Raw genomic sequence first — 24922 nt, 5'->3', positions numbered from 1 at the left:
GAGAATATCAGATGAAAATTATGCATTGTCCTTTAAATGGACCTCGTAACATCAGTGAATTTACCTATGGCGGTGAAGTCAAACAGATGCCAGATCAAAATACCTGTACAGACGTTGAATGGGCGGACTATGTTTTTAACAGTGCAAACATTGCAGGTATTGTGCGGGAGTGGTGGATGCATACCCCAAGCAGCTATTGGTTTATTGCCGAACGCCATACCGTAACCGATGAAATTATTCGAACTTTTGATGCCAAAGAATTATTTAATACGCGGGTTGAATTTGCAGCCGTTGAAAGTAAAAAAACAGCTGTCGCACAGCAACAGAAGGAGTCATTAGCATGAGCAATTTAAACTTACCACGACTCCCGTTGCCTTACGGTACTTTACTTGACCGCAGTCAAGAAGTTGAATTCGAGTTTGACGCTGAAAAATTTAAAGGTTTTGCTGGGGATAGTATCGCCAGTGCCCTAATTGCGAATCAACGTTGGGTAATGTCGCGTTCATTTAAATACCATCGTCCACGTGCGCCACTGACCATGGCGGGGCAAGATGCGAATACCTTGGTTCAATTGCCCCATGAAGCCAATGTATTGGCAGACACAACAATCATTCATTCTGGATTGGTTTCAGGTGGGCAAAATTTCTCAGGTTCCCTGATGAAAGACTCGGACGCATTTTTAGGAAAATTTTCCAAATTTATGCCAGTCGGATTCTACTATCGTTCCTTTTATAAACCTAAAGGGGTATGGAAACTTTGGGAACCGTTAATTCGTAAAAAAGCAGGTTTAGGGGTCTTGGATCTCAATTTTGAACCTGAATATTACGACAAAGCCTATTTATTTACCGATATCGCGATTGTGGGTGCAGGTCCAGCAGGGCTGCAAGCAGCTCTCAGTGCTGCGGATGCAGGGGCCAAAGTATTGCTGATTGAGCAAGATAAAATCCTCGGTGGCAGTCTGAACTATGCACGTTTCGATCTTAAAGGTGAAAAAGCCAATGCTTTACGCCAACAATTGCTGAATGCAGTTGAACAGCATGCCAATATTACTGTAATGACCGAGTCCATCTGTAATGCATGGTTTACCGATCATTATCTGCCTGTGATTCAAGGCAAACGTTTATACAAAGTCCGCGCGAAGCAATGCATTGTGGCCAGTGGTAGCTTTGATCAACCAGTGGTATTTCGAAATAATGATCTGCCAGGCGTGATTTTAACCAGTGCGGTGCAGCGTTTAATTAAACTCTATGCCATTCAACCGGGTCAGAAGATTACCATTTTGACGGGCAATGATGATGGTTATTTAGCCGCGCTGGATTTCATTGATGCTGGTTTAAATGTCGTGGCATTGGTTGATATGCGTGAAACCGCGAAGGATGCTGCACTTTATGGAGCACTCAAAGCGAAAAAAATTCCGTGTTATATGGGCAGTACCGTTTACGAAGCACTGCATGAAAAACACATGCATCGTGTAACAGGTGTTGATGTTCGTAAAATTGTCGCTGAAGGCGAAGTTAGTACAGAGTCTAAGAAACTTGATTGTGATGTATTGTGTATGTCTTCGGGGTATATGCCTGTGTATCAGTTGCTGTGTCAGGCGGGTGCCAAGCTCAGTTATGACGATCACAAAGCCGAATTTACCATTTCTGGTTTACCGAAAGGGCTGTATGTTGCAGGTTCTGCCAATGCTGTGCATGCAATTGAACAGGTCTTGGAAAATGCACAGCAAACTGCGAAATTGGCTGCCGCACGCGCATTGAATCAGCCTGAAGAAGGGCTTTCAATCCAACAGTTGTCTGAACATGATGTGAATTTTCCTTGGCCAATTTTCCCACATCCTAAAGGCAAAGAATTTGTCGATTTTGATGAAGATTTGCAAATTAAAGATATCGTGAATGCCACCAAGAGCGGCTACCGCGATGTGCAATTGGTGAAGCGTTTTTCAACCGTGGGCATGGGGCCATCGCAAGGTCGTCATTCTGCCTTACCAACTGCGCGTTTAGTGGCGAAATCGACTGATCGTAGTGTCAGTGAAACAGGTGTGACCACTGCGCGTCCACCATTTACAGCAGAAAAACTTGCGCATGTTGCGGGTCGCGGATTTGATCCGTACCGTCAAACCCCAATGCATGCACGCCATATTGAAGCAGGCGCAAAAATGATGCCTGCGGGGAATTGGCAACGTCCGGCATTTTATGGTGATGCCAATAAACGTCTGCAAAACATCGAAAGTGAAGTACAAAATGTCCGTCAAAATGTCGGCATGATTGATGTGTCGACTTTGGGTGGCTTGGAAGTTCGTGGTGCGGACAGTGCTGAGTTTTTAAACCGTCTGTATACCTTCGGATTTGCCAAATTACCTGTTGGCAAAACCCGCTATGCGGTCATGGCGAATGAAGATGGTGTGGTGATTGATGATGGGGTTGCAGGGCGCCTCAGTGAAAATCATTTTTACGTGACAGCCACCACCAGTGGGGTGGATCGTATCTATCAACAAATGCTGAAGTGGAATGTGCAATGGCGTTTGAATGTAGATATTACCAATGTTACTACTGCGCTTGCAGCAGTAAATATTGCAGGTCCGAACTCACGTGCAGTGATGCAAAAGGTCTGTCATGACGTGGATTTATCCAATGCCGCCTTTCCATATTTAGGTCTGCGTAAAGGCACCATTGATGGTATCCCTGTGCGAATTTTACGGGTGGGTTTTGTCGGTGAATTGGGTTATGAAATCCATTTCCCAGCACGCTACGGTGAATTTATGTGGGATAAACTAATGCAGGCGGGTCAGTCCTTCAATATGCTGCCTTTTGGTGTAGAAAGCCAACGTCTATTACGTTTGGAAAAAGGACATATCATTATTAGCCAAGATACCGATGGTATGACCCATCCTCAAGAGGTGGATTTGGGCTGGGCGGTCGCGCGCAACAAACCTTGGTTTGTGGGTAAACGTTCGATAGAAATTCTTGAAGCACAGCAGCTGAAACGCAAATTGGTGTCGTTTGTTTTAGATAAGCATCATGAGAAGCCTTTGGAAGGACATATTGTACTTCAGGGCAGTGATATTTCAGGTAACATCACATCTTGTGAATATTCTCCAACCCTCGACAAAATCATTGGCATGGCCTATGTCGGCATCGAGCAAAGTGAAGTGGGACAGCAATTTCCAATCCGTGTCGAAAAAGGGGCTGTGGTACATGCCACTGTAGTGAAAGCGCCATTTTATGACCCACAAAACCAACGTCAGGAGATCTAAAAATGCAAGCACTTTATCAAGCGGAACGTAGCCCGATTGCTCAGACTCACTATCAATCTTTTGGCTTGGGCAAACAATTTCTTAAAGACAGTAGTGTAGCCAGCGAATCACAGATTCAACAATGTGCAATCGTTGATTTGACCAATTTATCGCGTGTAGGTTTTCGTGGGCAAGACGCAGCACAATATCTAAGTGCCTATGGATTTAATCTTCCTGAGAAGCCGAATCAGGCATTAAAGCAAGAAGATGGCAGCTGGGTCGCACGCTTATCCTTCACTGAATATTGTGTTTTGGGTTCTCTAAATGATTTTGGTGAGCGTGTCAGTCAGCTTGAACAGGGTTGGAAAATGGATGACACAGCCAATTATTTGCTGCCGCGTCAAGATAGCCATGCTTGGATTCAGTTAACTGGGGAGTATGTGGCTGTGGTGATGGCAAAACTATGTGGCGTGAATCTGCATCAGGAAGAATTTGCGGTGGGACAAATTGCGCAGACCTCTATTGCTCGGATTAATGCAATTGTGATCAATGTGAGTGATGCACAAACCCATAAGTTTAATTTACTGTGTGATCGCGCCGCGGCAGCATATTTATGGGAAGTCTTGCAAGATGCGATACAAGAATTTAAAGGCGAAGTCGTTGGCATAGAAGGGCTGCTTTAATACCAGTTGGCAAAATAGTGAACACTGCATTTTCCCATTAAACATGTAGTGTTCACTTGTCAAAATCAAGGATAACTATGTGTGAACATATTTATCCTTTTTTACAGCTAGATGAGTAAGATAAGTAGAAAAGTGGGCTGTGCCAGATGATTGGATTAAGCTTCAACAATACTAATCATGACATCGGCACTTCCTTCACGAGCATCACGAGCCGCTTTATATTCTATGGAATCATAACAGGCTTGTGCTGTTGCTAAATCTGCAAATTCAATCAGTACATGACGTTTAAATGCTTGTCCTTCTAAATTGACAGAATCACCGCCACGCGCCAAAAATTTAGCACCGTACTTTTGGAATGCAGCTGGTGCGAGTTGCATATATTGTTGGTATTGTTGCATATCATGTACGGTGATATGTGCGATCCAGTAAGCAGCCATGCGTCATTCCTTTTAGTTCTGATCCAAAATATTTTTAGCTACTGCAGCGGCTTCTGCAATGTGTTCGGCAACCGCTTGTTTGGCACGTTCAGGGTCTTGGTGCAAATAAATCGCTTCGCAGATATTTTTAATGCGTTGAAAACCTGAGATTTCACGTTTCGTCGACTTCATGGTCATGACACGTAAACGGCTAATACGGCCATTTAGACGTTGTACTACTTCCCAAGCGATGTGATGTTTTGCTGTGGTAAAAATGGTTTCATAGAGTTTGGCTGAAGTGGCAATAATATGGTTGATATCATCAGCAGAAAAATCTTGCTCTAATTCTTCTAATAAAATGATTAAACGTTCTTTCGTGCTTTCATCAAGATTTTTGGTGCAATCCGCCACAGCACTTTGTTCGAGCAACAATCGAATTTCATAAATTTGAGAGGCAATATCCCAATTTAACAAGGAAACGATAGGACCTTTATTGGGAAGGATTTCCACAAGTCCCTCAGCTTCTAAATAGCGAATCACTTCACGCACAACAGATCGGCTAACCCCAAGTTCTTCACATAGTGTGCGCTCTACAAGGCGTTTTCCAGAAGGAAAATATCCCGTAATAATGGCGTTGCGCATTTTCTCTAAGCAAAGTTCACGCAAGGTGACTGGCGGATTATCTATTTTAAGATTCATATCAGTTGATCTTACCTAAATATTTGAGTCGTAATTTTGTTACATAACTTCCATTCAAAAAGAGCATAGCAAAGTCTTGCATTTTTTTCATTATGTATTATGGTATACCATAAGATGTATGACAATATTAATCGATCCGATAGGGAATAACAATGAATCTAATACGCAAAACCGTACTGTATGTAGAAACCACTTATGTGGATGGTGCTAAAGAGGCAGCAACGCCTTTAAAGATGGTTGCCGCGGCTGCTGTAATTAAAAATCCATGGGCAGGACAAGGCTATGTCGAAAATCTCACCCCAGAAATTCGTCGTATTGCACCAATCCTGAGTGAACATTTAACCAAAATGATTCTGGATGAAGTTGGATCAGGGGCTGAGGTAGAAGCTTTTGGTAAAAGTGCAGTGGTGGGATTAAATGGCGAGCTTGAACATGCATCAGCACTCATTCATACCTTACATTTTGGTAACACTTACCGCAGTGCAGTAGGAGCGAAGTCTTACCTAGCGTTTAACAATACCCGTGGACCAGCCAACGCACCAATTCTGATCCCAATGATGGATAAAAATGATGAAGGTCGTCGTTCACATTACTTAACTTTGCAATTTGCAATTCCAGATGCACCAGCACCAGATGAAATTGTTGTAGTGATTGGTGCAGCGACAACTGGACGTCCACACCACCGTATTGGTGATCGTTACAAGGATTTAGAAGAGTTAGGACATGATCTCAAAAACCCAGCTGCTGTCAAATAATCGAATCGCTCACTATATTGAGCAAGGTGAAGGAGAACCACTGGTTCTCATTCACGGTGTAGGAATGCAGGCTGAAGCTTGGTATCCACAAATTGAATTTTTTTCGCAACATTATCAGGTCATCTCAGTGGATATGCCTGGACATGGTCAAAGCACACCATTACCTGCTAATGCTGCCCTACAGGATTTTGTAGATTGGACAATCGAATTGATTGGTGCGCTTAATTTGGGCCCAGTAAATTTGGCTGGACATTCAATGGGATCCTTAATTACCACGGGTGTCAGTGTAACGCGTCCTGATTTGGTAAAACGTATGGCGGTGCTGAACGGTGTTTACCGTCGTTCACCTGAAGCAAAACAAGCGGTGTTGCAGCGTGCTGAAGACTTGAAGCACGGGCATATCGATGTGGAAACACCGTTGCAACGCTGGTTTGGTAATAGTGAAATCGAACGAATTGCCTCAGCCAAAGTCAAGTCATGGCTTGAAAATGTAGATATGCTGGGCTATGCCACAGCATACTCAGCCTTTGCACGAGGTGATGAAACTTATGCTGACGGGTGGTCAAAAATAAGCTGCCCAGCATTGGTACTAACGGGTACAGATGATCCAAATTCAACCGCAGAAATGACCAAGCAAATGGCGAACCAAGCTGCACAAGGTAAAGCAATCATTATTGAAAATGAAAGACACATGGTGAACCTCACTGCACCAGATAAAGTGAATCAAGCAATGCTGGCGTGGCTAAATACCGCTGCATAAATTGCTGAATAAATATAGGAATATAAAGATGAGTGAACAGGAAGTAGTGAATAAAATACGTGAACTGCGTGATGCCTTTGGGTCATTTATGACGGGGGTTACCGTAGTGACGACGTGTAAAGAGGATGGAACTCCTTTAGGTTTTACAGCAAACTCTTTTGCTTCGGTGTCTTTGGACCCTGCGCTACTGTTAGTCAGTATTGCCAAGACATCAAGCAATTATAATAACTTTGCAAAAGCTACACATTTTGCAATTAACATTTTGGCAGAAGAGCAAAAAGATATTTCCAATACTTTTGCTCGCCCAAGTGATGACCGTTTTGCCAATTTAGCATGGACGAAAAGTCCGATACACAATCCATTAATTGATGATGTTAGTGCCTGGTTTGACTGTACAACTTATCAGGTTGTCGATGCAGGTGATCATGCCATTTTAATCGGTAAAGTAGAAAACTTTGCTTCTGCTGGTTTTGCAGGCTTGGGCTATTACCGTGGCGGATATTTCACGCCAGCGAAACTTTCAGCAGAAGTGATTACGGGACCAAAAGTGGTGATCAGTGCCATCATTGGTCATGAAAATAAAATCCTCTTAGTGAAAACTGATGCGCAAAAATGGACCATTCCACATGTTGTCGTTGGCAAAGAAGGTGCTGATCAAGCATTGGAAACCATTTTTGAAAATTATCAGTCTGATGCTTCAGCAAGTTTTATTTATTCTGTTTATGAAAATCTTGAGACTCAGCAGCAATATATTTCGTTCTTATGTAATACGCCAGTTGATGAAGCACGAAATGGAACTTTTGTTGATTTAGAGCAGTTAGAACAATACGAATTTGTGGACAGCGCCCTAGAAAGTATGTTGTTGCGTTATCGTAAAGAAAATCAGCTTAAGACCTACGGGGTTTATTACGGTAATCAAGAAAGTGGAACTGTTCGTCAAATTGTAAAAGAGGGAGTTTAATCATGCGTTTTTCTTTATTTATTCACATGGAACGTGTTTCTGATCAGCAAACACAAAAGCAACTTTATGAAGAGATGATTGAACTTTGTCAGATTGCAGATCGTGGTGGCATGCATGCGATTTGGACGGGCGAACATCATGCAATGAATTTTACCATTGCGCCGAATCCCTTTTTAAACCTAGCTGATTTAGCCAATAAAACTCAAAATGTACGCTTAGGTACAGGTACTGTGGTTGCACCATTTTGGCATCCAATTAAGTTGGCAGGTGAAGCTGCCATGACCGACATTATCACCAATGGTCGTTTAGATATCGGGATCGCACGCGGAGCATATTCTTTTGAATACGAACGTATGGTACCTGGTATGGATGCATGGAGTGCAGGTCAACGTTTACGCGAAATGATTCCAGCGGTCAAAAATTTATGGAAAGGGGATTACGAGCATAACGGAGAGTTTTGGCAGTTTCCGAAAACAACGTCAGCACCACAGCCATTGCAACAGCCATTTCCGCCAATTTGGGTAGCAGCACGTGACCCAAATAGCCATGAATTTGCAGTGCAGCAAGGCTGTAATGTGCAAGTGACACCATTGCATTTAGGTGATGAAGAAGTGGAAAAACTCATGGGTCACTTTAATGCTGCCTGTGAAAAGTTTGATGAGATTCCACGTCCTGAAATCATGTTGTTACGTCATACTTATGTGGCGGATAGTGAAGATGATGCGCAGCTTGCTGCTGATGAAATGAACACTTTTTATAATTATTTTGGCGCATGGTTTAAAAATGAGCGTGAGATTTCACAAGGATTAATTGCACCACTTAGCCCAGAAGAAATTGCAGCGCATCCTTTCTATACACCTGAAGTAATGCGTAAAAATAATGTGATTGGTCAAGCGCAAGAAGTCATTGATCGCCTTAAATTTTATGAAGCTATGGGTTATGACGAATATTCATTCTGGATTGATACAGGTATGAGCTTCGAGCGTAAAAAGGCATCTTTAGAACGTATGATTCATGAAGTCATGCCTGCATTTGCATAAGAGAGGCAACGATAATGACCTCAGTATTTCAGTTATATATTAATGGTCAGTTTGAAGCTGGTGCTGCAACATTTAACAGCATTAATCCAGCAACTGGTCAGGTCTGGGCAACCATGCCTGAAGCCCGTCGTGATGAAGTAAACCGTGCAGTAGATGCTGCACAGCAAGCATTGAGTGATCCTGCTTGGGCAAATTTGACAGCTTCACAGCGCGGGCAATTGCTTTATAAGCTGGCTGATCTAATTGAACAGGCTGCACCGCGCTTAGCAGAGCTGGAAACACAAGACACGGGTAAAATTATTCGCGAAACATCAAGCCAGATTGCATATGTTGCGCAGTATTACCGCTACTATGCGGGCGTTGCAGATAAAATTCAGGGCAGTTTCATTCCAGTTGATAAACCTGATATGCAGGTCTGGACGGTGCGTGAACCTGTGGGAGTGATCGCTGCAATTGTGCCATGGAACAGTCAGTTATTTTTGTCTGCAGTGAAATTGGGTCCAGCTTTGGCAGCAGGATGTACCGTTGTGCTTAAAGCTTCAGAAGAAGGTCCTGCCCCTTTGCTGGAATTTGCCAAACTGGTGCATGCAGCGGGTTTCCCTGCTGGTGTAGTGAATATCATCACGGGTTTTGCACCAGAATGTGGTGCAGTGCTAAGTAGTCATCCGCAAGTTGCCCATGTTGCATTTACGGGTGGTCCTGAAACGGCCAAACATATTGTAAAAAATAGTGCTGAAAATTTGGCAAAAGTTTCTTTGGAACTTGGCGGGAAATCTCCCTTTATTGTATTTGCTGATGCGGATCTACAAAGTGCAGTAAATGCACAAGTTGCGGCAATTTTTGCGGCCACGGGACAGAGCTGTGTCGCAGGCTCACGCTTACTGATCGAAGAAAGCATTAAGGATCAATTTTTAGAAAAATTGGTCGAGCGTGTGCAGCGAATTCGTGTTGGGTTGCCAGAGGATTATGCAACAGAATTTGGACCATTGTGCACGTTGCGTCAACGCGAAAAGATTGAGCAGATTGTGCAAGTCTCAATTCAACAGGGTGCAAAATTACTGACAGGTGGTCATGCAATTGCGGGGGATGGTTTTTATTACGCACCCACAATTCTAGATTGTAGTGCAGCCCCGCAAGCAGAGAGCATCACCAATGAATTATTCGGACCCGTATTATCGGTAGATACTTTTAGTACCGAACAAGAAGCGGTCCAAAAGGCAAATAGTACCGCTTATGGTTTGGCATCAGGTGTATTTACCCAAAATTTGACGCGTGCACATCGCATGACCAAAGCAATTCGAGCAGGCATTGTTTGGTTAAATACTTATCGTGCAGTTTCACCACTTGCCCCGTTTGGTGGCTATGGCTTATCAGGGCATGGGCGAGAGGGTGGTTTAGATGCGGTGTTGGATTACACCACCACAAAAACAGTGTGGTTACGGACTTCGGATGATCCAATTGACGATCCATTTGTCATGCGATGAGCGAGAGTGAATGGATAGATCACTACAATATATTGTTTAGAATAAATTAACAAATGGATTGATCGAAGAAAATGGATTTTCGACAATACTTATCTCGATGCGGATATCGGGTTAGTTTTTCTATTGTTTTTTTAGTATAAAAACAATTAGATAAGAAAATTTCATATTCTCGATCAGTTTTGACTAAGCTCAAAGGGATCGTCTCGTTTGAAGAAAATCCGACACTAAATAAAATTAAGATTTACTAAAAAATGGTCTGAAAGTTGCTTTTAGTGTAAGGAATAAAAAATTCCTTGAAAGAATTCTTGGAATCTTTAACGAAGTCACTTCTTTTATAAAGTGAGATTAAGGATATGAGTCAAAATGCAACAACAGGAAAAGCTTTTGAAATAGAAAGCAATAGTATCGATTATGTAGACGCTTCGCAAAGAAATGGAAACGTAAAAGATTTATTTACATTATGGTTTTGTACCAACATTGCACCGTTGGCAGTGATTACGGGTGCTATGGCAGTGCAAACCTTTCACCTCAATATTGTCAGTGCCTTTACCGCCATTTTATTGGGCCATTTCTTTGGTGCGGCTATTTTAGCCTTAACCTCAGCACAAGGTCCGCAGGTGGGTATTCCGCAAATGATTCAAAGTCGTGCGCAATTTGGACGTTATGGGGCATTGTTGGTTGTCATTTTCACAACATTCATTTATTTGGGCTTCTTTACCTCAAATATTATTTTATCTGGGAAAACTTTACACACTGTCATTCCATCGATCCCTGTGTCTACGGCTACAGTCATTGGGGCGGTTGTCGCAACGTTAATTGGGATTATTGGCTACCACTTTATTCATAAGTTCAACAAAATTGGAACTTGGTTTATGGGCGGTGCATTGCTGATTGGTTTTGCCTTGATGATTCCGCATATCACTGCAGATGTACTTGCTAAAGGCTCATTTAACTTAAAAGGCTGGTTTGCCATGTTCTGTGTGTGTGCAATTTGGCAAATCAGTTTCTCACCCTATACTTCAGATTATTCTCGCTACTTACCTAAGAGTATTGGGATTTTTAAACCGTTCATTAACACCTATTTAGGTGCTTCACTCGGAACCATCATCGCCTTTAGTTTTGGGATGCTCGCGGTTAGCATTATGACGACCAATGATGCCATGGAAGCTGTTAAAACAGTGACAGGTGGTTTTGGTTATGTGCTCATGATTTTGTTCTTGTGCAATATTATTGGTCACAACGCCATGAATTTGTATGGCGCTTCATTATCCTTTATTACCGCGATTCAGACGTTTGCAGGCAAATGGATTCCAAGTAAAAACACCCGCATTGTATTGTCGATCTTGGTATTAATTCTCGCAACAGGCACAGCGTTGTGGGCGTCTAGTGGTTTCATCAGTTATTTCTTAAATTTCATTTTTGCCTTGTTGTTTATTTTGGTGCCATGGGTCGTGATTAACCTCATGGATTTCTATTACATCAATAAAATGGAATATGACATTCAAGCCATTTTTGATGAAGACGGTGGCAAATACGGCAAGTACAACGTTAAAACCTTATGTGCTTATTTCATTGGTATCGTGGTGCAAATTCCATTTTTAACCAATTCATTTTTTACGGGTACATTCGCGAATCTAATTCCAGATGTCGATATTTCTTGGATCATTGGCATGCTTGTGACCGCTATTGTGTATTACTTTTTCAATCTATTCAAAGTATCGGCTTGCCAATACGATGACTCAACCAAAAATTGCTAAGCAAATCTCCCATTTATATGAGTAGGAATAAGATAATGAAAAATACATATTACAGTTTTGGTTTGGGTTTAATCAGTAGCAGTCTGGCCATGCCATGTTTTGCTGGAATGACCTTTGGTGATGCTACAACCGACACAGGCGCTCTCACGATTTCGGGTTATGTTCGTGCCAATTATCAAGATAAGAACTATGGATCAGACAATGACCACAAGCTGCAATTTAATGCCGCAAAACTGGCATTAGATTACGAAGCCCCTAAATGGTTTGCCCACACAGAATATCGTTGTTATCAATACAATACCCTTTGTGATTTTTCTACCTTGGTCGATGCGTACGCAGGTTATCGTTTTAATGCACAGCAAAATTTAACTGTGGGTGTGCAGCCGATTCCTTTTGGAATTTCAAGATTTTGGGAAAGTAGCCTATATGGTGGCATTAACAACACTATGGGCTTAGAAGATGCACATAATTTGGGCGTTAATTATCATCACGAAATTAATGCGACCAAAATCGACTTGGCATACTTTGCAACCGATGCTGGTAACTATAAGGGAGACAGTCGTGATTCGGCACGTTATACCGCGAATTTTGTGAATACGGGTGATGCTTCACAGTCTTCATTAAATGAGAAAAATATGTGGATTGGGCGGATTAGCCAAGGGGTGAACTTTAGCAGTATGCCGTTACTGAATATGACGCTAGGCGGTTCATATTGGTATTCTGATATCGAAAATAAAACCACGGGTTTAGACGGTTCACGTAAAGCATGGGCGTTGTTTGGCAGTTTGGCTTATCAGAATTTTGCACTCACCTTGACCGGTGGTAATAATTCAGTCGATAACCAGGATGAACTTCAGCCAAATTCTTCAGTCATGGGATCGTATGATGGTGAATATAATGTGGCAAATGAAGGGGATTTCTATACGGCAGATGTTCGTTATAGTTTTAAAGATGTCTATCATGGTTTAGACATTACACCTTATGCGACCTATACCACCTATGTAAAAGATCAAGCCGGCTATAAAGATTCTACTCGAAACTTTTTAGGTGTGTCTTTTGACTACAAAAAGACCTCATTGGTTGCTGAATATATTATGAGCAAAAATGATCCTTTTATTGGTGGTTCACAATCGGCTTTGGCTGAAGGCGATGCAGATGGCAAATGGAATAAACTGCTGAATTTAACTTTCTTCTATTATTTCTAATATGATGGTTTGGGCGGAAGCTCAAAAAATTTTTCTTTATTTTTATGGTATACCGTATTATTAATATATGGTATTCAAATAATGATTTGGTCTAAGCGAACCTTCAAAGTGGAGCTTAGACTGAATCCGCGCCACAGGTAGGATAAACAATGAATACAATGGGACCGCTATTTCATCAGCAGGCATTTATTGCGGGGCAGTGGTGTGATGCCGATGATTTACAAACAACCGAAATTTATAACCCGGCAAATCAGCAGCTCATTGGTACGGTACCCAATATGGGACAAGCTGAAGCTGAACGCGCAATTAGCGCAGCTTATGCAGCTTGGCCAACATGGAAAGCCAAAACAGCAAAAGATCGTTCAATCTTATTAAAGAAATGGTATGACCTGATTATTCAGCATAGTGATGAATTGGCAACAATTTTGACCTTAGAGCAAGGCAAGCCCTTGACTGAAGCTAAAGGCGAAATAATTTACGCTGCCAGTTTTATTGAATGGTTCGCGGAAGAAGCAAAACGGATTTATGGCGATGTGATTCCAAGTCCATATCCTGATGCACGAATTGTCGTTAATAAGCAACCCATTGGTATCGTAGCAGCGATTACGCCTTGGAATTTCCCAGCAGCCATGATCACACGTAAAGTTGCACCTGCATTGGCTGCAGGATGCCCTTGTATCGTGAAGCCTGCACCAGAAACGCCATTTACCGCTTTGGCTTTGGTCGATTTAGCGCTACAGGCGGGTATTCCAGCAGAAATCTTTAGTGTTATTACTGGAGATGCTGTACAGATTGGCGAGGCAATATTTTCAAGTGATCTAGTGCGTAAGTTTACTTTTACTGGTTCTACGCCTGTAGGGAAACTGTTGTTGCAGCAATCTGCCAAAACACTGAAAAAAGTGTCTTTGGAACTCGGCGGGAATGCACCATTTATTGTGTTTGATGATGCTGACGTTGAAGCTGCGGTTGAAGGTGCGTTAATCGCTAAATTTAGAAATGCGGGACAAACCTGTGTCTGTGTGAATCGCTTTTTGGTGCAGTCAGGAGTGTATGAAAAATTTCTTCAGGTCTTTAAAGAAAAGATTGAAAACTTACGCATTGGGAATGGTTTAGAAGCTGGTCACGAAATCGGTCCTTTAATTAATCATCAAGCAGTCGAAAAAGTGCAGTCGCATATCCAAGATGCTTTAGATAAAAAAGGTCGCCTAATTACAGGCGGTCACTCGCATAGTGCAGGTGCTTTATTCTTTGAACCGACTTTGATTGCAGATGCTCATGAGGATATGTTGGTCGCCACACAGGAAACCTTTGGTCCACTTGCTGCCGTATTCAAATTTGAAACAGAGGAACAAGCTTTACAGATGGCAAATGATACCGAATACGGTCTTGCCGCATATTGTTATACCCGTGATTTAGGGCGAGCATGGCGTATGAGTGAACAGCTTGAATATGGAATGGTTGGTATCAACAAGGGATTAATTTCCAATGAAGTTGCACCTTTTGGTGGTGTTAAACATTCAGGCTTGGGACGTGAAGGTTCTAAGTATGGCATTGAAGATTATCTAGAAATTAAATACACCTTATTTGGAGGCATTTAAATCATGGCGAATGAAAAATTTGAAAAAGGCTTAGCCATTCGAAAGCAAGTTTTGGGCGAAGAATATGTAAATCAATCGATTGGCAATGCCGATGATTTCACAATGCCTTTACAAGAGTTGGTGACGGAATATTGTTGGGGAGCAGTTTGGGGGAGAGAGGAGCTTTCCAAAGTCGAGCGAAGCATGATTAATTTGGCGATGATCTCGGCTTTAAATCGTCCACATGAATTAAAACTGCATGTCAAAGGTGCCTTGCGTAATGGTGTGCCGAAAGAAAAGATCCGTGAAGTGCTCTTACAAGTGGCAATTTATTGCGGTGTGCCTGCTGCAGTGGATAGTTTCCGTATTGCCAAAGAAGCAATCAAAGAATTTGAAGCTGAAAATAAATAAAAGTATAGAAAGCAAAAAGAGGGTATTTGTCCTCTTTTACTGCTCCAAGCTGTTTCTATTGGTTATAAGCACGTTCATTGTGATCGCTAATATCCAGACCTTTATCTTCTTGTTCAGTACTGACGCGTAAACCAATGGTCAGATCAATCACTTTAAAGATGCCCCAAGTAAATGCCGCACTATAGGCAACAGTGACCACAATACCAATCAATTGAGCGATAAATTGCGTACCAAATTCCAAGCCTTCAATGTTGCCTCCTAATGCAGGTGAAGCAAACACACCAGTCAGGAGACCACCAACAATCCCGCCGATGCCGTGTAATGCAAAAACATCAAGTGAATCATCAATGTGCAGGACATTTTTCAAACGAGTGACAGAGTAGAAGCAAGCTACGCCCGTGATCAAACCAATCGCTGCAGCACCAAAAACACCGACATACGCGGCGGCAGGGGTAATACCAACTAAGCCTGCAATTGCACCAGAGGCTAAACCTAAAGATGAAATATGTGTATCAAGGAATTTTTCAACAATCATCCAACCGACGATACCTGCACAAGCTGCAACTTGCGTATTCATCAGGATTAGACCAGCACTGTTGTTGGCTGCTAAAGCTGAACCGACGTTAAATCCAAACCAGCCTGCCCAAAGTAAACCAGCACCAATGAAGGTATACACGAGGTTGTGTGGTGCAATACTTTGTGTTTTCCAGTCTTTACGTTTGCCAATAATTAAGGCACCAACCAGTGCTGCAATACCAGCATTAATATGCACTGCGGTACCACCAGCAAAATCAAGTACACCCCAATTGTGCATGGCTGCACCAGGACCACCCCAAACCATGTGTGCCATTGGCGCATATACCAAGGTTGTCCATAAAACGACAAACAAAACCATGGCACTGAATTTCATTCGTTCAGCATAACCCCCGACCACAATGGCAGGTGTAATCATGGCAAAGGTCATTCCAAACACAGAGGTTACAAACTCTGGGATATCGCCCATGAGGGTCTGATCGGTAATTCCTTGCATAAAGGCCTTGTCAAAACCGCCAACAAAACTGGCAAGATTAAAAACGCCTTCTTCCATGCCCGTGGTATCCACTACCATACTGTAAATAAACATGATCCAAAGCAAGCCGACGATTCCCGCAAAAGCAAAAAATTGGGTGCAAATGGACAAAACATTCTTACTTCGTAGCATCCCGCCATAGAATAAAGCGAGTCCAGGAATAAACATGATCATGACAAAAACAATGGATGTCATAACCCATGCTGTTGAAACTTGATTCAGCGTGGCGGTTTCAGCTGCTGATGCCCAAGCAGGACAAAGCAACAGTGAGGCAGCGAGTAGGCTAGCAACAAAACGAGAAATCATATTTGATCCTCCTGTACATTTGTACGTGGCGTAAGGTGAGTGTGAATGAGTTTTTAAAAGTTATGAACGAACCCGAGTGCGTTCAGGATCATAAAAAGGTAAGGCAACGACTTGAGCTTTGAGTCTTTTCTGTTGACCGTCGAGCTTGCCAATTTCAATTTCTGCACCGATTGCAGCATGCTGAGGTGCAATACGGCATAAAGCGATTTGTTTTTTTAAGAGCGGAGAATTGGTCGCACTGGTCACCACGCCAACAGGGAAGCGTCCAGCATAGACGAGATCTCCATGTGCTGCGGGTTCAGTCTGATCTAAAACCAATCCCACTAATTTATGTCGACTGGCAGCGGCTTGGTGTTGTATAGCAGCTTTACCCAAAAAGTCTTCTTCTTTGGTTTTCAGCGGAACGGTAAAGCCAATGCCTGCCTCGAAGGGATTAATTTGCGGGTTAAATTCATGTTGCGCAAAAATGAGTCCTGCCTCAATACGCAGCATATCTAAGGCATCGAAGCCCATCGGTGCAATGTCATAGGCTTGTCCAGCCTGCCAAATTGCATCCCAAACAGTTTCGGCATCGTTTGGATGACACCACACTTCAAAGCCCAGTTCACCCGTGTAACCTGTCCGAGAAACCATCACAGGAATTCCATTCGCTCCGCCTAGACGACCTAAAGTGAAGTGAAACCAAGCGAGGTTTTGCACGTCAGGTTGGTGTTCAGGTGTCCAAATCAGTTGTTGCAATAATCCCCGACTGTGTGGACCTTGAACGGCAACATTATGAATTTGATCTGAGGAATTACGGATACTGACGCGATAACCTTGTTCTTGTGCTTTCTGTTTCAGCCATAGCCCAGAATATTCATCGCCACAGATCCAGCGGAAATTTTGTTCGCCCAGTCTAAAGATGGTGCCATCATCCACCATGCCACCAGTTTCTAAGCATGCTGCCGAATAGGCAATTTCACCAATTGCCAATTTTCGAACATTACGAGTCAGCATGTATTGCAAGAAACTTTCAGCATCAGGTCCCGTAATTTCGAATTTGCGTAAAGCAGTTAAATCAATCATGGCGACACGTTCACGGCAAGCAAGATATTCCGCTTTTGCACCCCAACCTTCATATTCTGTCGCGACCCAATAGCCATGATATTCCACCAGTTTTGAGGTCATTGCTTGAATGCGAGAATGAAATCCAGTCTGTTTGGTCATACGAGGCATCTCCTCTGGAGTGAGTCGGTAATGTTGTGAGCGCTGAAATTGTTCTTGTTGATCATAAATACGCACATGAATGTCTGTTGGAATCCAGCCATTGGATGGATCAATATCATCTGGGCAAGCAGAGGATGCACAGAGCAGATCTTTTTGTGCTCTAAGGAGCACATAATCTCCAGGTTGAGACCATGGTTCATCCATACTGATCGTTCCGCAGGATTCAACCTGCGTGTTATAAAAAAAGTTAATCGCTGGCCAAGCACTTTTACTTTGAATACCGTATGGTTTTAAGATTTGGTTGAAGTTTTCTGTGCAGGAAATATGCCCAAAATAGCCAGAGTCATTATAAAATTTTGGTGTACATGCGGTCAGGAACATGTCATGACGACCTACTGTATCTTGTACTACTTCAACTAAGGCTTCTAAATTGGCTCCATAAAAACGAGAGTGTAAGCCAGGCATTGGGGTGGAATGCCCGAGAATACTGCGGGTGGCAACAGCATCAAGACCAATTTCCTCTCCATTTTCGAGTGCTTTGGCATCGAAAGCGATGAAGTCGCTACATTGTTTCCCTGCGACATCAATAATTTGAATCCATTGTCCCGCTTTCACGGTATAGGTTTGCGCAGTGGCATGTGCGATTCGAATCTCTTGAATCGGTGTTGCAAGTGGTGCAGGTAAATATTCAAGTGCTGCAATGGCTTTTTTGATGATGACTTTGACTTCATCGACAGGTGTTTGTTGCTCAATCTGCATATTCTTGCCAGTATTCAGCACTATAATTTCCAATGCTGCTAAGGCTTTGAACTGAATCGAAGGTGCATATTCAAGGCAGATCACCTGTTCCAAATCCGTGTCTTGAATATTCAATTGAGTCAATTGCTGACGCAGTTGTAATGCTGTTCGATCATGTTGTTGTAATTGAGCCAAGGTATTTTGTGCAGGATGAATTTTAATTGGGGCAGATGATTCCAGTATTTGAATGCAATCTGAATTGGGTTGTGCATTTTGATCACGCACGATCAGCTCAATGGATTGATCATGAGGAAGCTGGAGTTCCATTTCATCATTGGGTGCCAAATCAAATGCCTGAACCTGTTGCGGATCTACCCGTAAATGCAGCACAGAAATAGGGCGTTGTAGATGATAAAACTCGTCTGCTGGTCCAGACAGATACATCTCTGAAAGATGTGATTTTAGATTACCCATATCCAATACCTGAATTGATCCATGTGAATGCTGCTGAGCGCCTAAAGCAGCTCAAGACCTGTACATGACATTCACTATTACTGCGAAAAAAACTCAGCGCAATTACACAAAATGGATACCTACTCTGGGGTATATACAGATGTTGGCATGAATCATGCTCAAAAAAATTAACTATCAAGAATAAATAATTGTGATTTTGATGAGAGTTTTCTGTGGTGATCACAACGAGGTAATGCAGGAAGTAATCTATGATCAGCAGTCATTATGGGTGGGAGATATGAAGTCTTGGGCGCATTGGTTTGCTAAACCTGAATTACCTACTCAGCATCCCTCGAAACAGATTGAAGCGTTACAGCATCAACTTTTCATCTCTAAATTCGAATTGATGTGTACGCAATTGGAGTTAAAACTGGCACGTTTAGATGCCGAATTGTCAGGATTACCTGAGCATTTATTTGAGCTTGAGCAACAAATGGCGTCCATGCTGGAGGTACCCGCTACACAGATTGCTTGTGTGCTGTGTTATCCCTTTAGTCAGGAATGTTTTATTTATCATTCCTATCGTCAGCAATTATCACGTACTGAATTGAAAGCGATTCAACACAATTTACTGAATCATGCAGCATATTCGGGAGCAGATTTAGAATCTGTATCAGAACTAAATTTGCTCTCTTATCAAGCAAGGTTGCTATTTACTGGACAAGACGTTGTGGTTTGGCGCTTATATGAAACACAAGCCCTCAAAGAAAAGCATCATCATTTATACCAATTGCTTGATCAAGCACTGCAACGTGGTTTACAGACTTGGGTGGAGCAACAACAAAAAATTCGCACCACGCTATTACAAGAACGCCGTGAAGTTGCCGCAGAGTTACACGACAGTATTGCGCAAATACTGGGTTTCCTCAGATTAAAATCGGCCCAGTTGAATCAGCAGTGCAAACAGCAGCCACAATATGCTGAACTTAGATCGACCACAGAAGAACTCGCCAATTACACCCATTATGCCTATCAGCAGACGCGTGAATTAATTACCGCTTCCCGTTTAGCCTATCAAGAATTGGATTTTGCGTCCGCCTTGAAAAAAGTGGTGGTTGAGTTTGAGCATCATTCAGGGGTGTCTTTTGAACTGGATAACCGCGTCCCTCAACTCAAAGTGTCGGCGAAACAGTCTGTGCAACTGCTTTACATTATTCGCGAAAGCCTGAGCAATGTGGTTCGACATTCACATGCTTCTATCGCAAAAATTCGTTTGGAACATTTGGCTTCAGGCACGTTGCAGATGAGTGTTGAAGATAATGGTCGTGGCTTAGATCTTAGTCAAAAAAGAAACGATAGTTTTGGTTTGGAAATTATGCATGAACGTGCAGAGCGAATTGGCGCTGAGCTGTGTTTCAAAGCGAATCAACCCCAAGGCACATGCGTGATTCTGAAGTTAAATGCTCATTAAGAGGAGCTGCCCATGTTATGTAAAGTTAGTATTGTTGATGATCACGCACTATTTCGACGTGGCGTTTTAGATATTTTACGTCAGACCGAAGAGTATGAGATTGTTGCAGAGTATTCCTCAGGTAAAGCCTTTCTGGCAAAAATGCAGGAGGAGTATCCCGAATTATTATTACTTGATGTACAAATGCCAGATGAGTCGGGTTTAAATATTTTAAAAGAAATCCGTAAAACTGATCAGCAGCTCAAAGTGGTGGTACTGACTGCGAGTGAGGATGATGAGATTGTGCTGGAAGCGATTCAATCTGGAGCGAATGGATTTTTACCCAAAGATACTTTGCCTGAAGTGATTGTGGAAAATTTGCGTGAAGTTCGTAAAGGGCAAACCATATTACACGGTTCAGGAATTACCTTATTGGCAAATTTATTACGACAACATGGTGACATTGCCAAGCCACATCACGTAACAAATATAGAGCAAGCTGAACAGCATCCACTGTTAGCCGAAATGACCATGCGCGAACAAGAAACCTTATTGCTGATTGCCAAAGGACTCAACAATAAATTAATTGCGCGTGAGTTGGGCATTAGCGATGGCACGGTGAAAGTTTATGTCAAAAGCCTATTACGCAAACTGAATGTGCATTCCCGTTTAGAACTTTCGGTGTGGGCACATCAGCATTTAACGGCATCGAGCCTAAAGCTTGAAATCAGCTAGGAGTTGCCATGCTTAAACGCTTTACTCAATACCTTCAGGTTCCAGAATTATTGGAGCCTTATTGGACACCACTGTTTGATCAGTGGCATGAATGCATCTTGATGATTGATCAGGCATTCTCGATTTACAAATCCAATCAAAGTTGGCAACAATTTGTTGGAGCAGCCACACATGATCCTGCCGATCATTTGGATGGAAACTTAACGCGTCATCTGTATCCTGAAGATGTATTTCTATTAAAACAACTGTTGCTCAAGGGTCAGCCGATTGAACGCTTGCGCGTACGTTTGATGAATGCACATTATCAACTGTTTTGGTTTGAACTTTCTGCGACGGTATTACCTATAGGCACTTCAGCGCAATATTGGTGTTTGCAGTGTTCAGATCAAACGCAAAATATTCAGCAACAGTATCTTCAGGCTGCGCAACAACGGAGTCTTACCGATTTGTTATATCGCTTGCCGATTATGCTCTATCGTTCGCGCCATGATCGGGATTGGACCATGGAATATGTCAGTCCAGGCTGTGAAGCGATTACGGGATATACCAGCCAAGCTTTGCTGAATACACCGTTGTATGGGCAAATTATTCATCCTGAAGATGAAGAACAAGTTTGGTCAAAGGTACAACATGCTATACAACGTAAAACCTTATTTTACTTAAATTATCGAATTATTCATGCAAATCAGCAAATTGCTCAGGTTCAAGAAATTGGACAGGGGCTTTATTCGGACAGTGATATGGTACTTGGGGTAGAAGGGGTAATTTTCTCTAGTATGTACAGTGATAAAACTGCGCTGGCCTCAATTTAGATATCTCGTTTGGAATACTCCCTCTGAGGAATTTATTCAGTTTTCATTCCGCTCTATTGTCGGTTTATCAAGTTGTACCAGACTTTTTATTCACGAACATGGAGATATACCATGACACGAGTTGCAATTATCGGTGCTGGACCAAGTGGGATGGCTCAACTCAGAGCGTTCCAATCTGCACAACAAAAAGGCATAGAAATTCCTGAAATCGTTTGTTTTGAGAAGCAATCCGATTGGGGTGGGCAGTGGAACTATACATGGCGCACAGGCATGGATGAACATGGGGAAAATGTGCATAGCAGTATGTATCGTTACCTCTGGTCGAATGGTCCTAAAGAATGTCTAGAATTTGCAGATTATTCTTTTGATGAACACTTCGGTAAGGCCATTGGTTCTTATCCACCGCGAGCAGTGTTGTGGGATTACATTAAAGGGCGGGTAGAAAAAGCCAATGTGCGCAAATATGTACGCTTTAACAGTGCAGTTCGACATTTAAGCTATGATGAGACCACGCAATTATTTGACGTGACCGTACAAGATCATACGAACGATAGTATTTATACCGAGCAGTTTGATTATGTGGTGGTGGCATCGGGGCATTTTTCTACCCCGAAAGTCCCTGAATATCAAGGCTTTGATATCTTCGGTGGGCGCATTTTACATGCGCATGATTTTAGAGATGCGCTGGAGTTTAAGGGAAAAACCATTTTAGTGGTTGGTAGTAGTTATTCAGCAGAAGATATTGGTTCGCAATGCTATAAGTATGGTGCCAAACAAATTATCAGCTGCTATAGAAGTGCGCCAATGGGCTATAAATGGCCTGAGAACTGGTCTGAACGTCCACAACTATTACGTGTCGATCAAACCCATGCCTATTTTTCAGATGGTAGTTCTGCACAGGTCGATGCCATTATTTTATGTACGGGTTATATCCATAGTTTTCCCTTTATTGACGAATCCTTACGCTTAAAAACCAATAATATTCTTTATCCATTGGGTTTATATAAGGGCGTGGCGTGGGAAAAAAATCCAAAATTATTTTATCTGGGCATGCAAGACCAATGGTATTCCTTCAATATGTTTGATGCGCAGGCTTGGTATGTACGGGATATCATCTTAGGTAAAATTGCATTACCGAGTTATGAACAGATGCTGGCAGACACCCAGCAATGGCATGATGAAGAGCAGACCCTTGAAGATGCTGCGGCAATGTTTAAGTTCCAGGGTGACTATATTATGCAGCTCATAGAGGCGACAGATTACCCGACCTTTAATATTGAAGGGGTACGACAGACCTTTTTAGAATGGAAAAAGCATAAGAAAGAAAACATCATGACCTTTAGGGATCATACCTATAAATCACTGATGACAGGCACCATGGCAGAGCCTCACCATACCACATGGTTAGAAGCTTTGGATGATTCGCTTGAAGCCTATTTACAAGTTGAACCACCTTCAGCATTCACCCGAAAAGTCGGCTAATGTCATTCAGCGCAAGATAAAAATAAGAACTATGCTGATGAAAATTAATGTTGTGGAGAATCGTGTCCCTCCACAACATTTTTTTATTTATGAGCAGTTTAGTTTAATCCCAACCAGCTGTTTACCCCTTTAGAGGTATGCTTTAAAGGGAATTGTGATGACTCATAAAATAATTTAAATATTTGATTATATTAATTTAAAAAAAAAGGATATTGTCATGCAAGATCCAATGAACAGTACCCCGATTTATCAAGCAGCAACAGCACTGCAGTTTCAGTCTGGTTCGACTTTATTTTTATTTCAGCATACCCAACATGCCGATGCACAATTGCTTTTACAGAAATTAGCATTTGAAGATCAGAGCAATCTTTTAATTTTGGCGGAAATGCCAAATGCAGATACCGATCTCAACCAGTATTTACAGCGTATTCAGCAACGCATGCAACATGCGACTACAGGGTGGCATGCGGTGGTTTTCGGGGATGAAGCTTTCATCTGGCGCGTGATGCAAACCTTGTTAGCGACAGGTCTCATGCAAGATGAAATCAGTTTGATCTCAAGTACTGGTCCACGTCAAGTTTATTGCGTGCACTGTGGTCATCAGCAATTGCATTCACAGCAGGATTACTGTGATTGTGAACAATGCGGTGTGCATTTGTTGGTACGTAGTCATTTCTCACGCCGTTTGGGTGCTTATATGGGCGTGTGTGCCGATGCCGATTATCCGCATGGAGATGCCGCATGAACAATTTAATCTCAGTCAAAGTGGCTCAAATTCAGCAACTGACCCCTGTCATTCGTGAATTTAGTTTGGAAGCGGTGAATCAGCCCTTATTGCCATTTTCTTCAGGCAGCCACATTGTTGTGCAATTGCCACTACAAGACCGTATTTTGCGCAATGCCTATTCTTTATTGAGCGATCCGTATAACACACAACGGTATCAGATTGCGGTCCGTTTACAGGAACAGTCTCGTGGTGGTTCGCGCTTTTTACATGAACAGGTACAGGAAGGGGATATTCTAAAAATTTCCGCACCGTTAAATCTATTCTCATTACATTCTCAAGCCCAGCATCATGTCTTTATTGCGGGTGGAATAGGCATTACACCATTTATGTCGCATATCCATCAAATTATGCATGCCAATAGCAGTTTTGAACTGCATTATGCCTGCCGTGATCAGCTCAGTAATGCCTATGAGCCTACGTTGAATCAGTTGTTTCCGACGCAGTTGCATGTCTATTCAGACCGAACCGCAAAACGATTGAATGTGTATGACCTATTAAAAGCACAAGATTTGCACACTCATGTCTATGTTTGTGGACCAGACCGTTTGATTCAAGAGGTACTCGATACCGCACAGCAACTGGGTTGGTCTCAACATCGGGTGCATTGGGAAGCATTTAGTTCACCCGCAGCAGGAACAGCATTTCAGGCATATCTCAGCAAGAGCCAAAAAAGTATTGAAGTCCCAAGTGATTACAGCTTGCTTGAAGCACTGGAAAAAAATGACATAGAGGTGCCTAGCCTGTGCCGTGGGGGTGTTTGCGGTCAGTGCGCCGTGAAGTATCAGCATGGCGAAGTGGAGCATCATGATCATTTCTTATCGCCACAAGAACGTGAACATTTATTAATGCCTTGCGTGTCCCGCGCGAAACAAGGCTGTCGTATAGAACTTGATTTGTAATT

General features: G+C 42.5%; 22 protein-coding genes. 18 read left to right on the top strand and 4 right to left on the bottom strand.

The window, feature by feature from the left end:
• Window positions 1-11 precede the first annotated feature (11 nt).
• From MP622_RS16970 to MP622_RS16960, 3 genes are read left to right on the top strand one after another with little or no spacing between them, the layout of a single operon-like run.
• Complete coding sequence (locus MP622_RS16970) at window positions 12-344, top strand: sarcosine oxidase subunit delta (protein WP_243793707.1); 333 nt, start codon at window positions 12-14, stop codon at window positions 342-344.
• Window positions 341-3256: a glycine cleavage T C-terminal barrel domain-containing protein gene (locus MP622_RS16965; RefSeq protein ID WP_243793706.1), complete on the top strand. Its 2916-nt coding sequence runs from the start codon at window positions 341-343 to the stop codon at window positions 3254-3256. Before MP622_RS16970 ends, MP622_RS16965 begins: the two co-directional genes overlap by 4 nt.
• Window positions 3257-3258: 2 nt before the next feature.
• Window positions 3259-3918, top strand: coding sequence for a sarcosine oxidase (locus tag MP622_RS16960; protein ID WP_243793702.1), 660 nt, complete (start codon window positions 3259-3261; stop codon window positions 3916-3918).
• Between the two features lie 155 nt (window positions 3919-4073).
• Here MP622_RS16960 and MP622_RS16955 read toward each other — a convergent pair whose 3' ends face one another.
• On the bottom strand, window positions 4074-4355 hold the full coding sequence (locus MP622_RS16955) for a DUF1330 domain-containing protein (RefSeq protein ID WP_243793700.1): 282 nt from the start codon (window positions 4353-4355) through the stop codon (window positions 4074-4076).
• A gap of 12 nt (window positions 4356-4367) precedes the next feature.
• The gene (locus MP622_RS16950) at window positions 4368-5033 is read right to left on the bottom strand and encodes a GntR family transcriptional regulator (protein ID WP_243793698.1); all 666 of its coding nucleotides are present in this window, start codon (window positions 5031-5033) and stop codon (window positions 4368-4370) included.
• Between the two features lie 152 nt (window positions 5034-5185).
• On the opposite strand from MP622_RS16950, the gene MP622_RS16945 reads away from it, so the two are divergent.
• The 9 genes from MP622_RS16945 to MP622_RS16905 all read left to right on the top strand — a co-directional run bounded on the left by MP622_RS16945 (window position 5186) and on the right by MP622_RS16905 (window position 14983).
• Complete coding sequence (locus MP622_RS16945) at window positions 5186-5788, top strand: amino acid synthesis family protein (RefSeq protein WP_243793696.1); 603 nt, start codon at window positions 5186-5188, stop codon at window positions 5786-5788.
• Window positions 5757-6548: an alpha/beta hydrolase gene (locus tag MP622_RS16940; RefSeq protein ID WP_243793694.1), complete on the top strand. Its 792-nt coding sequence runs from the start codon at window positions 5757-5759 to the stop codon at window positions 6546-6548. The genes MP622_RS16945 and MP622_RS16940 overlap by 32 nt, the downstream gene beginning before the upstream one ends.
• Before the next feature lie 28 nt (window positions 6549-6576).
• Window positions 6577-7509, top strand: coding sequence for a flavin-dependent trigonelline monooxygenase reductase component (gene tgnA / locus MP622_RS16935; protein WP_243793692.1), 933 nt, complete (start codon window positions 6577-6579; stop codon window positions 7507-7509).
• A 2-nt stretch (window positions 7510-7511) separates the two neighbouring features.
• Window positions 7512-8549 (top strand): flavin-dependent trigonelline monooxygenase oxygenase component, encoded by a 1038-nt coding sequence (gene tgnB / locus MP622_RS16930; RefSeq protein WP_243793690.1) that lies wholly within the window; start codon window positions 7512-7514, stop codon window positions 8547-8549.
• Between the two features lie 14 nt (window positions 8550-8563).
• Window positions 8564-10033, top strand: coding sequence for a (Z)-2-((N-methylformamido)methylene)-5-hydroxybutyrolactone dehydrogenase (gene tgnC, locus MP622_RS16925; RefSeq protein ID WP_243793689.1), 1470 nt, complete (start codon window positions 8564-8566; stop codon window positions 10031-10033).
• 353 nt (window positions 10034-10386) lie between these two features.
• Entirely contained in the window at window positions 10387-11790 is a 1404-nt protein-coding gene (locus tag MP622_RS16920; protein ID WP_243793688.1) for a cytosine permease, read from the top strand.
• 35 nt (window positions 11791-11825) lie between these two features.
• Window positions 11826-12995 carry a hypothetical protein gene (locus tag MP622_RS16915; RefSeq protein ID WP_243793681.1) on the top strand — a complete coding sequence of 390 codons (1170 nt, stop codon included), beginning with the start codon at window positions 11826-11828 and terminating at the stop codon, window positions 12993-12995.
• Window positions 12996-13144: 149 nt separating this feature from the next.
• Entirely contained in the window at window positions 13145-14593 is a 1449-nt protein-coding gene (locus MP622_RS16910) for an NAD-dependent succinate-semialdehyde dehydrogenase (RefSeq protein WP_243793679.1), read from the top strand.
• 3 nt (window positions 14594-14596) lie between these two features.
• Window positions 14597-14983, top strand: coding sequence for a carboxymuconolactone decarboxylase family protein (locus MP622_RS16905; RefSeq protein ID WP_243793677.1), 387 nt, complete (start codon window positions 14597-14599; stop codon window positions 14981-14983).
• 55 nt (window positions 14984-15038) lie between these two features.
• Here the strand turns inward: MP622_RS16905 and MP622_RS16900 are convergent, their stop codons facing one another.
• Together MP622_RS16900 and MP622_RS16895 are read right to left on the bottom strand one after the other, a co-directional pair.
• Window positions 15039-16358 (bottom strand): ammonium transporter, encoded by a 1320-nt coding sequence (locus MP622_RS16900; protein ID WP_243793671.1) that lies wholly within the window; start codon window positions 16356-16358, stop codon window positions 15039-15041.
• A 60-nt stretch (window positions 16359-16418) separates the two neighbouring features.
• A complete protein-coding gene (locus MP622_RS16895; RefSeq protein WP_243793669.1) occupies window positions 16419-18776 on the bottom strand; it encodes an aminomethyltransferase family protein in 2358 nt (785 codons plus the stop codon).
• A 277-nt stretch (window positions 18777-19053) separates the two neighbouring features.
• Here MP622_RS16895 and MP622_RS16890 point away from each other — a divergent pair, with 277 nt between their 5' ends.
• The 6 genes from MP622_RS16890 (at window position 19054) to MP622_RS16865 (ending at window position 24920) form a co-directional block, all read left to right on the top strand.
• Complete coding sequence (locus tag MP622_RS16890; RefSeq protein ID WP_111828302.1) at window positions 19054-20226, top strand: ATP-binding protein; 1173 nt, start codon at window positions 19054-19056, stop codon at window positions 20224-20226.
• A 12-nt stretch (window positions 20227-20238) separates the two neighbouring features.
• Window positions 20239-20940 (top strand): response regulator transcription factor, encoded by a 702-nt coding sequence (locus tag MP622_RS16885; protein WP_243793667.1) that lies wholly within the window; start codon window positions 20239-20241, stop codon window positions 20938-20940.
• Between the two features lie 8 nt (window positions 20941-20948).
• On the top strand, window positions 20949-21752 hold the full coding sequence (locus MP622_RS16880) for a PAS domain-containing protein (RefSeq protein WP_243793666.1): 804 nt from the start codon (window positions 20949-20951) through the stop codon (window positions 21750-21752).
• A gap of 111 nt (window positions 21753-21863) precedes the next feature.
• Window positions 21864-23234: an NAD(P)/FAD-dependent oxidoreductase gene (locus MP622_RS16875; protein WP_243793665.1), complete on the top strand. Its 1371-nt coding sequence runs from the start codon at window positions 21864-21866 to the stop codon at window positions 23232-23234.
• A 217-nt stretch (window positions 23235-23451) separates the two neighbouring features.
• Window positions 23452-23979, top strand: coding sequence for a dimethylamine monooxygenase subunit DmmA family protein (locus tag MP622_RS16870; RefSeq protein ID WP_243793664.1), 528 nt, complete (start codon window positions 23452-23454; stop codon window positions 23977-23979).
• Entirely contained in the window at window positions 23976-24920 is a 945-nt protein-coding gene (locus tag MP622_RS16865) for a PDR/VanB family oxidoreductase (protein ID WP_111828298.1), read from the top strand. Before MP622_RS16870 ends, MP622_RS16865 begins: the two co-directional genes overlap by 4 nt.
• Window positions 24921-24922: the final 2 nt, after the last annotated feature.

The sequence above is a fragment of the Acinetobacter sp. PK01 genome, from assembly GCF_022819285.1.
GTDB lineage: Bacteria > Pseudomonadota > Gammaproteobacteria > Pseudomonadales > Moraxellaceae > Acinetobacter > Acinetobacter tandoii.
Note: the sequence above shows the minus strand (reverse complement) of the source record. Positions and strands in the feature narration are given on the sequence as shown.